This is a genomic window from Amycolatopsis coloradensis (assembly GCF_037997115.1).
Taxonomy (GTDB): domain Bacteria; phylum Actinomycetota; class Actinomycetes; order Mycobacteriales; family Pseudonocardiaceae; genus Amycolatopsis; species Amycolatopsis coloradensis_A.
The window spans coordinates 5404513-5416375 of record NZ_CP150484.1 but is presented as its reverse complement, the minus strand read 5'-3'; the positions used below and the strand labels follow the sequence as shown (position 1 = coordinate 5416375).

Here is an 11863-nt window from a genome sequence, read left to right as displayed (position 1 = left end):
CGCCCTGGGCTGAACCTTGGGGCGGCGGATGCCGATCATGGGGCCGTGGCCTAGTGTCAAAGGTGCCATGTCTCGCGTAATCCACGTCTTCCGCCAGCCCGACCGGTTCGTCGCAGGAACCGTCGGTGAGCCCGGCGACCGCACGTTCTACCTCCAGGCGTCCGAGGACGTCCGCACGATCAGTGTGACGATCGAAAAACAGCAGGTGGTGGTCTTGGCCGAGAGGCTCACCTCGCTGCTGGAAGAGGTCGCCAGCCGGTTCGGAGCGGATGTACCGGACGACGCGCCCGACGAGCTCCTCGACGTCGACCCCTTGACCGTTCCGGTCGAGGAGGAGTTCCGCGTCGGCACGATGGGACTCGGCTGGGACGCCGAGAGCAAAGCCGTCGTGATCGAGCTGCTCGCGATGACGGAGGGCGAGGTGGACGAAACGGTCGTGCTGGACGACACCGAAGAGGGGCCGGACGCCGTGCGCGTCTTCCTGAGTCCTGGCGCGGCGCGCGCGTTCGCGGAACGAGCGGACCGGGTGGTCAACGCCGGCCGCAAGCCGTGCCCGCTCTGCGCGGAACCGCTCGACCCGGCGGGCCACATCTGCCCGCGCCAGAACGGGTACCGGCGCGACGTCGACGTCCTCGAGGACTGACGAGGTGGAGGAGTCTTCTCGGGAGCTGGTGACGCGCGGCAAGATCGACGTCGAAGGCAGGCTCGTCGACGCCTCCAACGTCACGCTCTTCTGCACGATCGAGCTCGACGGCGTCACCGGGAACGTCGTGTACAAGCCGGTTTCCGGTGAGCGGCCGCTGTGGGACTTCCCGGACGGGACGCTCGCGGGCCGCGAGGTCGCGACGGCCATGGTCGCCGAAGCCTCCGGACTGGGCGCGATCCCGCCCACGGTGCTGCGCGACGGGCCGTTCGGGCCCGGCATGGTGCAGCTGTGGATCGAGACCACCGACGAGGAGCTCGTCGACGTCCGGTCGCCGGAGAGCCTGCCGGAAGACTGGCGTGTCGTGCTCCACGCGCACGATCGCGACGGCGAACCCGCGGTACTCGCGCACGCGGACCGGCAGGGCATGCGGGAGCTGGCCGTGCTCGACATCGTGGTCAACAACACCGACCGCAAGGGCGGCCACGTGCTCGCCGGTGCCGACGGCCGGATCTACGGCGTGGATCACGGGATCTGCCTGCACACCGACCCGAAGCTGCGGACGGTGCTCTGGGGCTGGATCGGCGAGCGGCTGACCGATGACGAGGTCGGCAAGCTCCACGGCCTTCGCGAGCGGTTGGACGGGGAACTCGGGGACGCGCTCGGCGAGCACCTCACCGGCTTCGAGATCCGCGCGCTGGCCGAACGGACCGAACTGCTTCTGGCGGAGGGGGTCTTCCCTGAGCCCGGCGACGACTGGCGCGCCATCCCGTGGCCGCTGTTCTGAAGGTTCTGGACGAGCAGGCCCGCGCGCGTCTGATCACGCGATTCGGCGAGGACGTCGCGACGTGGTGTGACGAGCTGCCCGCCCTCGTGGAGCGGTTGGCCGCGCGGTGGGGGCTCACCGTCGTCGACGCCAAACCGGGCAACACCGGCCGGACCTTGATCTGCCACGGGGACGACGGCCTGACGAAGGTCCTCAAGCTGACCCCGGACCGCACGATCGCCGAATCGGAAGCCGCCGCGTTGCGGGCGTGGGACGGCTGTTCGCGGGTCGTGCAGGTGCTCGACACGGAACTCGCCGCCGGGGCGATCCTGCTGGAGGGCATCGACCCAGGCACGCAGCTGCTGGAGGCGGGGGCGAACATCCCGTGGGCCGAGGTCGGCGACCTGCTGATCCAGATCCACTCGGTCACCCCGCCGTCGGATTTCCCGCCGCTGGAAGACCGTGTCGTCTTCATGTACCGGCTCGCCGAGCGGGGGCTGCGCGGCTCGGTGGCCGAGGCCACGCTCTCGCTGGAGACGCTCGATCGCGCGCGGCTGCGGGCGCTCGAACTCGCGACCGGCGGGGGCAGGAACGCGATCGTGCACGGGGACCTGCATCCGGGCAATGTCCTCGACGGCGGGCCCGGACGAGGAGCGGTCGCGATCGACCCGCGGCCGAGCGTCGGCGACCCGTCCTTCGATCTGGCCGACTGGGTCACGTTGCCGATGCGTGACGGCGGAACGCTCGAAGACGGTTTCGACGCGATCGCGCCGCATCTGCCGGGTTTCGACGCCGGACGAGTGCGCGCGTGGTGTGCCGCGCTCGCGCCGCTGTTCGTGATGCGCCCGCTCGAGCGGGGCGAGCGGACCCCGTTCGTCGACGCGATGCTGTCATTCTGTTGGTGAACCTGAGTCCGCGATCGACGTCGGCAGGGCGGCGGATGGCCGCCTGACCGGCGTGGCGGGGAGACGACGGCCCCTGGCACCGATAGCGTCGTCCGCCGTGCGCTCCCATTCGTACGACGACGTGCTGTCCGGCCCGCGCAAGCGGAAGATCCCCGAGGTGCCCGCGGAGCCGGGGCTCGTGGTCGAAGACCCGGCCAGCGGCTACTGCGGTGCCGTGGTGAAGATCGAGTACGGCAACGTCGTCCTCGAAGACCGGCACGGCAAGCACCGCGTGTTCCCGCTGAATCCCGCGGGTTTCCTGCTCGAGGGCAAGCCGGTCACGCTGGTGCCGTCGAAGGCCGCGCCGAAGGCCCCCGCGCGGCGGATCTCCGCGTCCGGGTCGGTCCAGGTCCAAGGGCTCAAGGCGCGGGTCGCCCGCGATTCACGCATCTGGGTGGAAGGCAAGCACGACGCCGAACTCGTCGAACGGGTCTGGGGCCACGATCTGCGAGTCGAAGGCGTGGTGGTGGAACCACTCGATGGGGTGGACGTGCTGTCCGACCGCATCGACGAGTTCGGCACCGGACGCGGCCGACGCCTCGGCGTGCTGGTCGACCACCTGGTCGCGGGCAGCAAGGAGTCGCGGATCGTCGACGCGATCCGCGACGAGAACGTGCTGATCACCGGGCATCCGTACATCGACATCTGGGAGGCCGTGAAGCCGTCGGTCGTCGGTATCCGTGCCTGGCCGAAGATCCCGCACGGCACGGAGTGGAAACAGGGCGTCTGCGACGCGCTCGGCTGGGGCGAGCCCTGGGAGGGCTGGCAGCGGATCCTGGCGGCGGTCGGCAGCTATCGGGATCTGGAAACGCCGCTGATCGGAGCGGTGGAACGGCTCATCGACTTCGTCTCGGACCCGGGCGAAGAGTTCTGAATGCCCGGTTTGTGCGAGGTCACTCAAGGTCACGCGTCGGTCACGTCGGATTCGCTTCCTCGGTATGAATCGGCGCGATCTGGGAGCATGAACGCATGACAGGCGCGCTCATCTGGCTGATCGCCGGCATCCTCTTGATCATCGCCGAGCTGCTCTCGGGTGATCTGTTCCTGCTCATGGTCGGCGTCGGAGCCCTGTTCGGAGCGGGCTCGGCCGCCTTGACCGGGAACCCGTTCATCGACGTCGCGGTGTTCGCCGTCGCCTCGGTCGGGATGCTCGTCCTCGTCCGGCCGACCCTCAAACGCCGGTTCCTCGCGGGGCCGGACATCAAGACCAACACCGACGCGCTGATCGGCGCGCGGGCGGTAGTAGTGTCCACAGTGGACGGCGATACGGGTCAGGTGAAGCTGGCAGGCGACGTCTGGTCGGCACGGAGCATGACCGACGGGGAACCGATCGCCCCGGGGACATCGGTGACGGTCGTCGAGATCTCGGGCGCCACTGCGGTCGTCTCGGCCGAGTTGTAAGCCGGACGGCCGCACCGCAACAGGTTTCTACGTAAGGGGAAGGTAGTTGTCAGAGACAGTGGTGTTCATCGTCGTCGGACTGCTCGCGTTGTTCGTGGTCGTCGTCGTGGTCAAGGCGATCATGGTGGTGCCGCAGGCACAGTCCGCTGTGATCGAACGGCTGGGCCGGTTCCGGACGGTGGCTTCTCCCGGCCTGACGTTTCTGGTGCCCTTCCTGGACAAGGTCCGGGCGCGGATCGACCTCCGCGAGCAGGTCGTCTCGTTCCCTCCGCAGCCCGTGATCACCGAGGACAACCTGACGGTGTCCATCGACACGGTCGTGTACTTCCAGGTCACCGACTCGCGGGCCGCGGTCTACGAGATCTCGAACTACATCGTCGGTGTCGAGCAGCTGACCACGACGACCCTGCGTAACGTCGTCGGTGGCATGAGCCTCGAACAGACGCTGACCTCGCGCGACTCGATCAACAGCCAGCTGCGCGGCGTGCTCGACGAGGCGACCGGCCGCTGGGGCATCCGCGTCGCCCGGGTCGAGCTGAAGGCGATCGACCCGCCGCCCTCCATCCAGGACTCGATGGAGAAGCAGATGCGCGCCGACCGTGAGAAGCGCGCGATGATCCTGACCGCCGAAGGTCAGCGTGAATCGGCGATCAAGACCGCGGAAGGCCAGAAGCAGAGCCAGATCCTCGCGGCCGAAGGTGCCAAGCAGGCCGCGATCCTGAGCGCGGAGGCCGAGCGGCAGTCGCGGATCCTGCGTGCGCAGGGTGAACGTGCTGCCCGATACCTGCAGGCGCAGGGTCAGGCGAAGGCCATCGAGAAGGTCTTCGCGGCTATCAAGGCCGGACGTCCCACGCCCGAAGTCCTGGCGTACCAGTACCTGCAGACCCTGCCGCAGCTGGCGCAGGGCGACGCGAACAAGGTCTGGATGATCCCGAGCGACTACGGCAAGGCCCTGGAGGGCTTCGCCCGCGCGCTCGGCGCACCCGGCGACGATGGCGTGTTCCGCTACGAGCCGCCGAAGGAAGACCCGGTCGAGAAGCCGGACCTGGAGGACGAAGAGGTCCAGGGCTGGTTCGACACCTCCAGCGACCCGAAGGTCGCCGAAGCTGTCGCGGCCGCGGAAGCCGTGGCACGCAAGGAGGTTCCGGCGCTGGGTGTCGCGACGCCGCGACAGGAGCCGCCCGCTCCGCGTCAGGTCCCCAAGGTCGCGCCTGCTCCCGAGCCGGAGGCCGCTCCGGAGCGGCCGCAGACCCCGCCGCCCACCCGGATGCCGCAGGCGCAGCCGCCCGCCGGTCCGCAGGGTGGCCCGTTCCCGCAGCAGGGACCGTTCGGCGGTCCGCAGGGTGGTCCGCCGCCGCAGCGCTGAGTCACGTGAAAGAGGGCCGTCCCGTTCGGGGCGGCCCTCTTTCGTGCTGCCGCTGTGACTGGTGGCGAGTCAGGTGACCGCATAGGTAGTGAAGGCCTCCTTCGTTACCTTCAGGGTAGGCAAGGAGGCCTTCACGGACTCGTTCGCGGGAGTCGAAACGGCGGTCTCGAGAACCGTCCTGTGTTCCGCTGGTCGAGCGCGGCGGAAGGACCGTTCAACTCCTGAGGAACTCGAGTGTCCGGTACTCGTCGACCACTGAGGTGAGCTCGGCGATACGAGCCTGCCCGGCGTCGATGAGCCGTTGCCCCGCCCGCGACCACTGTTCGAGATCGGGTGACATCGGCGGGATCTCGGCCAGGATCTCCGCGCTTTCGGCGAGGCTGAGCCCCACCCGCTGGGCGGCGACCGCGAGCCGGATCCGGCAGATGGCGTCGATCGTGAACCGGCGTGCGTTGCCCGCTGTCCGCTCCGCGGTGATGACGCGGTAGCGCTCGTAGTACCGGACCGCGTTCGCCGAGACCCCGGCTTTGCTCGCGACCTCGCTGACGGTCAGCCGGGCATCGAGCGGGGACAGTGTCGACGTCGTCATGCTGCGCTCCGTACCGTGGTGGGTTTCGTCGTCGGGGCTGGGCGTGTCCGCAGCCTGACCACCAGGGCGAGCACCATGATCGCGAGGACTCCGACGAGAGTCACACGATACGCGTCGACGATCTCCCCGGTGAGCATCGAGCCCGCCGACGGATCGCTCAGCGCGGCGAGACCCTGTCCAGCGGTGGCGGACGCGATCAGCCCGGTGAACACCGCGCTCACCACCGCGGTGCCGACCGCGCTCGCGATGGTGCTGGCCAAGGGGAGGATCGCGGAACCGGATGCGAGATCCGGCCCCCGCAGTTCGCGGCCGGCGCTCACAATGGTGGGCATCATGATCGCTCCGGTACCCGCTCCCTGGAGCACTCCCAAGATCCCCAGCACCAGGTACGGGGTATCCGGCGTGAGAACGAGCACCGTCAGAGCGGTCGAGACGATCGCCAGGCTCAGTCCCGTCCCGACGACGATCCTCGGACCGAAGCGTTCCAGGACGCGGGCGGCGAACTGGATGGTGATGCCCATCCCGATCGCTCCAGGGACCATCATCAGCGCGCTGGTCAGGGCCGAGTCGCCGCGCATCACCTGAATGTAGGCGGGCATCAGCAGCATCGAGCCGAAGTAGGGCGCGGCGTACAGGACGAGGACGGCGGTGTTGCGGCCGAAGGTCCGGTCGCGCAGGAGCCGGACGTTCAGAAGCGGCGCGTGATGACCCCACGACCTCCGGATGAACACGGCCATGAGCACCAGCCCGGCGGCGACGATGCTCGACCGGACGTCCACGCCGAGCGTCTCTTCGCTGAAGCCGTACGCCACGGCGACCACGCCGGGGACGAGCAACAGGCCGCCGGCGAAATCGATCGGAGCGCGTTCCGCCGAAGGAGTATCGGCGGGCACCCAGCGCAGCACCCCCACGACGGCGAGCAGAGCCGGGGGGACGGTGATGAAGAACAGCGCCCGCCACGACAGGCTGTCCAGCAGGATCCCGCCGAGCATCGGGCCGAGGATCGGCCCGATCAGCAACGGAAGACCGGTGATCGCGGTCATCCGGCTCCGGCGCTCCGGGGCCACCGTGCCGAAGCCGATGGTCATGCCCAGGGGATTGATCAGGCCGCCGGCGAGGCCCTGCACCGCTCGTGCGGTGATCAGCCAACCCAGATCACCGGCGGCTCCGGCCGCCGCGGACGCCACCGCGAACACGAGCAGCGCGATCAGATACACCCGGCGCGCTCCCCACCGCAGCGCGAAGGTCGCGGCGAGCGGCATCGCCGCGACCATGCCGAGCGCGTACGCGGTCACGATCCACTGGATCGTGGTGAGGGACGCGGAGAAGGTCGTCATGAACCGCGGCAGCGCGACGGCGACGATCGTGGTGTCGAGAACGGCCATCAAGCCGCCGAGCGCGATCACCGCCGCGATACGCAGTTCTTGTGCGGTCAGGCGGTTCATGCCGCACTCACCTGATCCGCGACGCGTCCGGCGCGCAGGGTGCGGGCCCACCAGGTCAGTTCGGTCATCGTCGCTACCAGCGCGCCGCGTTCGCCTTCGGTGCCCTCGTAGCCGTTCGGACCGAGCCGGGTCCACGGCGCGTTCAGCAGGACCGCGTCGCGGATCGTGGTCGCCCGCAGCTCGGGGAAGATCAGCCGCAGCTGCTCGATCGCGCGGATGCCGCCCGAACCCGCGCCGTAACCGACGAACCCGACGGGCTTGTACGCCCATTCCGTGAAGTGCCAGTCGATCGCGTTCTTCAGCGCCGCCGGGAAACTGTGGTTGTACTCCGGGGTGACGACGAGGTAGGCGTCGGCCGCGCGCAGCCTGTCGCTGATCACCGTCCGGGTGCCGCCGGGCCGCGTTCCCTGCAGCGGGAGATCGACGTCGGCGAGGTCGATCGGGTCGACTTCCAGGCCGTCGATCGCGGCGAGTTCGGCCAGCAGCCAGCCCGTGATGGCGTCGGCGAAGCGTTCGTGGCGGACACTGCCGATGATCACGGCGAGGCGAACGGGGGACTGGGCGGTGGTTTCTTTGCTCATGACGAAGACGCTAAAAGTTCGTCCATAGGTGAACTCAAGCTCTTGCGTCCCTGGTCACGAACCCTGGACCTCTAGTTAGGTCGAGGTTATAGCGCTGCCGGTGTGGTATGTCTTTCGGTCATGGATCACCTCGACGATGACCCGGATGACCTGGCGAAATGGGGTCTGCACTGCTTTTGCCTCGGCGCGCGGAGCACTCCGCATCACGTTGTGAAGATGGATGACAACGGCCGTCTTCTCTTTCGCGCGCGTCTGGGCGTCAGTCGCACGGAACTGCGGCACCAGGGAATCGACCCGCTGGACAGTCAGATCGCGCTTCTGAGGGCGTATCACCTCATCGCGGTCGAAGGTGATCGGCTGGTGACCACGTTTCCCGTGCTCGGTTCGCAGGAGACGGCCGCATTGCGTGCCCGGATGGCCGGCCTCGCTGACGTGATCGCGCCAGAAATCGCGGCCGACGTGTCCGCGTTCTCTGACGTCTTGGCCGGTCGGGGACTGGCTCACTGTGTCTACGGAGTGCTCTTCGGATACGTGATCGATGGTCTCGTCTGGGACTGTCTCCGGTCGGACGGCTTGCTTCCTGCCGGTGAGCTGAGTGTCGAACGCCCTTATTGGAATGGTGCCTTTTGGGCGGTCTACCCGCCGCGGGAGGGGGCTATGGGTACGAATGAAATCAAGGAAGCCGGGGTCGGATTGACGATGGTCTGGACGGATCCGACGGTCGAGTCCTTGAACCGGCTGGTCGAGTCTCCGGCGCTGCGCCCGGCTTTGCGCGCGGTCGGTCGTGGCGATCTTCCGCGCGCGACTTTCATGGCAGGTGAAGGGCATACGTGGACGCTCACCGTCGACGGTGCGTGGCCGACGATTCCGCTCATCAGGCGGCGGGAGTCCGATCCCGTCCACGCGATCGGCCTGCGGATCGCGGCAAAGGTCGTCTCGGTGCTGCTGCGGGACATGTTGAAGCCCGGTGTGGTCGTGGCCGCCCATGAGCTGATCTGGAACCTCATGGAAGCCTTGGAGGCGGCCGGAATCATCCGGCGACCGGCGGTGTTCGGCGGTTCCCAGGCGACTCCTGGCGCTCTTGCTGCCCAGATGTTCCTTGTCGTCGATGGCAGCACGAGTTGACATGTAGGAAATCTCCTACGTATGGTCGCGGTATGAACATCGACCGCATCCAGTTCCTCACCGTGCCGGTCTCCGATCAGGTGAAAGCGCGGGACTTCTACGTCGGCAAGCTGGGATTCGACCTGCTCGTCGACGTCAGTGGCCCGCACGGTCCGTTCGTCATGGTCGGCCCCAAGGGGGCGGCCACCGGGATCGTCCTCGTGGACCGCGCCGTCGGCGACCTGGACCCTGACACACGCGTGCACTTCCAGCTGAGCACCGCCGACGTCGATGCCGACATCGCCGAACTCCGTACTCAAGGCGTCGAGGTCGGCGACGCGGAGGAGGTGCCGTGGGGTCGCGTGACCTCCCTGAAGGACCCCGACGGCAACGCGATGGGCCTACTCGAACCCTCGAGTTACGGGAACTGGCCGCGCTAGTGCCGGTCAACGACGACGTTTTCGCCGCGCTCGCCAACCCGGCCCGCCGCGAAGTTCTCGGCATCCTTCTCGACGGTCCACGAGCGGCGGGGGAGATCGCCGAACGGTTCGACATGCGGCGGCCGAGCCTGTCGGAACACCTTCGCGTGCTGCGTGAAGCCGGGCTCGTCCGTGAAGAGAGGCAGGGCCGCAACCGCGTCTACTCTCTTGAGGCCGCGCCGCTGCAAGAGGTCTCCGACTGGCTTTCGCCGTACGAGCGGTACTGGCGCGGCAAACTGGGCAACCTGCGCGACCTGCTGGACGAGGAGGACTTCTGAACGACGAGGATCCGACGGCCGTGCACGTCGACCAGTTCCTGGCGCATCCTCCGCGCAAGGTGTGGCGCGCGCTGACCGAACCGCAGCTGCTCGAACGCTGGCTGCGGATGCCGAACGACATCAAACCCGTTGTGGGACATCGGTTCGAACTGCTCGCCGACCCGGTTCCCGCCGCCGGGTTCGCGGGCGGCCCGGTCGCCTGCGAGGTGCTGGCCGTGGAGCCGGAGCGGTTGCTCAGCATCAGCTGGGGTCCGGAGTGGACGGTCACCTGGAGGCTCGAACCCGAGGGGCGTGGGACGCGGCTGTTCCTCAGCCACGAGGGCTTCGACCCGGACGACGAGTTCCAGCGGATGTCGCGCCGGATCATGGGCGGTGGCTGGCGCACCGGAGTCCCGAAGGCGCTGGCGCGCGTATTGGATGAGATGCCGGACGGCTAAAAGCGGTCGTTTCTTGGTCGGTACCTCTGCTGTGCCCCTCGACAACGGGTCTAGGATCCCCGCTGTGACGGACGAGAAACCGCTCCGAGCCGATGCCCGCCGTAACCGCACGCGGGTGTTGGAGGCCGCGGAGCGCGTCTTCACGGCCAAAGGCACCAGTGCGCCGACCGAAGAAGTCGCCCGCGAAGCAGGCGTCGGGGTCGGCACTGTATTCCGGCACTTTCCGACGAAGGAAGCGCTGCTGGAGGCTGTGCTCTTCGCGCGTCTGCACCGCTTCGTCGACGAAGCGGAGGCCACGGTGGCCGTCGAGTCGCCCGACCCTGGCGCCACGTTCTTCGGCTTCCTGACCGGCTGGATCGAGATGGCGGGTGCCAAGAACGCCTATTTCGAAGCGCTGTCAGCGGCCGGGGTCACCGTCCCGTCGGCCGGGTCAGTCATCGGCGCGCGGCTGAAAGACGCACTCGGCGTCCTGCTCGGCAGGGCACAGGACACCGGCGACGTCCGCAAGGACATCGGCGTTGACGAACTGATCGCGGTGATCATCGGAACGGCGAAGGCGGCGGAGCATGCCGGGCCCGAATTCCGGGCCCGGACGATCTGCGTCCTCTTCGACGGGCTTCGGCCGCGTCAGGCGTAGGGCTCCATCGTCGGCCGCTTCGGTGCGAGCGAGTCGCCCGAAGACTCCCCACGCAGCCTGCGTTTGATCCACGGGACAGCGTGCTCCTTGCCCCACTGGAGGTTCTCGGTGCGCCGCGCCTGCGGGCTCAGCAGCGGCCGCGGTCCGAGTTCGGCGGGAGTCAGCTTGTGCGGTTCACCGAGAGCTTCGAGGACGGCGATGGCGATCTCGTTGTGCCCCAACGAGTTCAGGTGCAAGCGGTCGGGAGCCCACAGTCGCCTGTCCCGCAGCTGCCGCATCGCCCACATGTCCACCAGCAGTGCCCCGTGCCGCACCGCGACGCCGCGGACGTGCTCGTTGTAGATCGCGACCCGGCCCCGGATCCTGCGGAACAACGCGTCCTCGACGCCGTCTACACCGGTGAAGAGGATGACCCGCGCACCCGTGGCGACCACCTTGCCGACCGCGGCGTCGTAGTCGTCGATGAGGGCGTCGATGTCGACCTTCGGCCGCATCAGGTCGTTGCCGCCGGCGTACAGCGTCACGAGATCCGGGTTCAGCGCGAGTGCCGGGTCGAGTTGCTCGGCGAGAACCTGCCCGAGGAGCTTGCCGCGGATCGCGAGGTTCGCGTAACGGAAGTCCTGGTGGTTGGCCGCGAGGGTACTCGCGACGCGGTCGGCCCAGCCCCGGACGCCATTGGGCGACGACGGGTCTTCGTCACCGACACCCTCGGTGAAGGAGTCTCCGAGACTGACTAAGCGCTTGCTCATACCAGGATGCTACCCAGACCGGTGCGCTGCGTCTGGCAGCCCCCTCCTCGGCGGAACGTGGTCCCTTTTGCCCGCTCAAGCCCAGCGGTATCGTCAGGCGGAAGCGACCGTGGCGGGAGCTGAATTGCTGGACATCATCGGTCTGAGCGAAATCGACGTCGAGGTCTACGACGCTTTCGGCGGCACCGGTTCGATGACCGTCGCCGAACTCCGGCAGCGAACCGGGTTGCCCGAGCAGCGGCTGCTCCCGGTTCTTCGCGTGCTGACCGAAAAGGGGTTGCTCACCGGGGCTGCCCGGCCCGGCCGAGGCGTATTCGGCGGTGCGACCGGAGATCGCGCTGGAGGCGATGCTCTGGCAGAAGGAGCGGGAACTCGCGCTGGATCGCGGAATCGCGGTCCCGGCGGGCTCACCCCAGATCGACAGCTCGGTGATGACCATGTCGG

General features: G+C 68.2%; 16 protein-coding genes. 11 read left to right on the top strand and 5 right to left on the bottom strand.

Annotation, left to right across the window (positions count from 1 at the left end):
* The first annotated feature begins 67 nt into the window (after positions 1 to 67).
* The 6 genes from LCL61_RS25345 to LCL61_RS25320 all read left to right on the top strand — a co-directional run bounded on the left by LCL61_RS25345 (position 68) and on the right by LCL61_RS25320 (position 5120).
* Positions 68 to 643 (top strand): DUF3090 domain-containing protein, encoded by a 576-nt coding sequence (locus LCL61_RS25345; RefSeq protein WP_340682031.1) that lies wholly within the window; start codon positions 68 to 70, stop codon positions 641 to 643.
* Positions 644 to 647: 4 nt separating this feature from the next.
* Complete coding sequence (locus LCL61_RS25340) at positions 648 to 1430, top strand: SCO1664 family protein (protein ID WP_340682030.1); 783 nt, start codon at positions 648 to 650, stop codon at positions 1428 to 1430.
* Entirely contained in the window at positions 1415 to 2314 is a 900-nt protein-coding gene (locus LCL61_RS25335) for an aminoglycoside phosphotransferase family protein (protein WP_340682029.1), read from the top strand. The genes LCL61_RS25340 and LCL61_RS25335 overlap by 16 nt, the downstream gene beginning before the upstream one ends.
* Positions 2315 to 2411: 97 nt before the next feature.
* A complete protein-coding gene (locus tag LCL61_RS25330) occupies positions 2412 to 3227 on the top strand; it encodes a DUF3097 domain-containing protein (RefSeq protein WP_340682028.1) in 816 nt (271 codons plus the stop codon).
* A gap of 95 nt (positions 3228 to 3322) precedes the next feature.
* On the top strand, positions 3323 to 3754 hold the full coding sequence (locus tag LCL61_RS25325; protein WP_340682027.1) for an NfeD family protein: 432 nt from the start codon (positions 3323 to 3325) through the stop codon (positions 3752 to 3754).
* A 58-nt stretch (positions 3755 to 3812) separates the two neighbouring features.
* Positions 3813 to 5120, top strand: a complete 1308-nt coding sequence (locus LCL61_RS25320) for an SPFH domain-containing protein (RefSeq protein WP_340688677.1) — start codon at positions 3813 to 3815, stop codon at positions 5118 to 5120.
* Positions 5121 to 5334: 214 nt separating this feature from the next.
* Here the strand turns inward: LCL61_RS25320 and LCL61_RS25315 are convergent, their stop codons facing one another.
* The 3 genes from LCL61_RS25315 to LCL61_RS25305 are packed head-to-tail and all read right to left on the bottom strand — an operon-like array spanning position 5335 to position 7735.
* Positions 5335 to 5709 carry a MerR family transcriptional regulator gene (locus LCL61_RS25315; protein ID WP_340682026.1) on the bottom strand — a complete coding sequence of 125 codons (375 nt, stop codon included), beginning with the start codon at positions 5707 to 5709 and terminating at the stop codon, positions 5335 to 5337.
* Positions 5706 to 7154, bottom strand: a complete 1449-nt coding sequence (locus LCL61_RS25310) for a DHA2 family efflux MFS transporter permease subunit (protein WP_340682025.1) — start codon at positions 7152 to 7154, stop codon at positions 5706 to 5708. The genes LCL61_RS25315 and LCL61_RS25310 overlap by 4 nt, the downstream gene beginning before the upstream one ends.
* Positions 7151 to 7735: an NAD(P)H-dependent oxidoreductase gene (locus LCL61_RS25305; protein ID WP_340682024.1), complete on the bottom strand. Its 585-nt coding sequence runs from the start codon at positions 7733 to 7735 to the stop codon at positions 7151 to 7153. The genes LCL61_RS25310 and LCL61_RS25305 overlap by 4 nt, the downstream gene beginning before the upstream one ends.
* 120 nt (positions 7736 to 7855) lie before the next feature.
* On the opposite strand from LCL61_RS25305, the gene LCL61_RS25300 reads away from it, so the two are divergent.
* From LCL61_RS25300 to LCL61_RS25280, 5 genes are all read left to right on the top strand, one after another.
* On the top strand, positions 7856 to 8860 hold the full coding sequence (locus tag LCL61_RS25300) for a hypothetical protein (protein ID WP_340682023.1): 1005 nt from the start codon (positions 7856 to 7858) through the stop codon (positions 8858 to 8860).
* Between the two features lie 32 nt (positions 8861 to 8892).
* Positions 8893 to 9279, top strand: a complete 387-nt coding sequence (locus LCL61_RS25295; RefSeq protein WP_340682022.1) for a VOC family protein — start codon at positions 8893 to 8895, stop codon at positions 9277 to 9279.
* Positions 9279 to 9596, top strand: coding sequence for a metalloregulator ArsR/SmtB family transcription factor (locus LCL61_RS25290; RefSeq protein WP_340682021.1), 318 nt, complete (start codon positions 9279 to 9281; stop codon positions 9594 to 9596). The genes LCL61_RS25295 and LCL61_RS25290 overlap by 1 nt, the downstream gene beginning before the upstream one ends.
* 20 nt (positions 9597 to 9616) lie before the next feature.
* Positions 9617 to 10033, top strand: coding sequence for an SRPBCC domain-containing protein (locus tag LCL61_RS25285; RefSeq protein WP_340682020.1), 417 nt, complete (start codon positions 9617 to 9619; stop codon positions 10031 to 10033).
* Between the two features lie 64 nt (positions 10034 to 10097).
* A complete protein-coding gene (locus LCL61_RS25280) occupies positions 10098 to 10670 on the top strand; it encodes a TetR/AcrR family transcriptional regulator (protein ID WP_340682019.1) in 573 nt (190 codons plus the stop codon).
* On the opposite strand, the gene LCL61_RS25275 is transcribed toward LCL61_RS25280, so the two are convergent.
* Entirely contained in the window at positions 10661 to 11419 is a 759-nt protein-coding gene (locus LCL61_RS25275; protein WP_340682018.1) for an SGNH/GDSL hydrolase family protein, read from the bottom strand. The genes LCL61_RS25280 and LCL61_RS25275 overlap by 10 nt on opposite strands.
* On the bottom strand, positions 11367 to 11858 hold the full coding sequence (locus LCL61_RS25270; RefSeq protein WP_340682017.1) for a hypothetical protein: 492 nt from the start codon (positions 11856 to 11858) through the stop codon (positions 11367 to 11369). The genes LCL61_RS25275 and LCL61_RS25270 overlap by 53 nt, the downstream gene beginning before the upstream one ends.
* Positions 11859 to 11863: the final 5 nt, after the last annotated feature.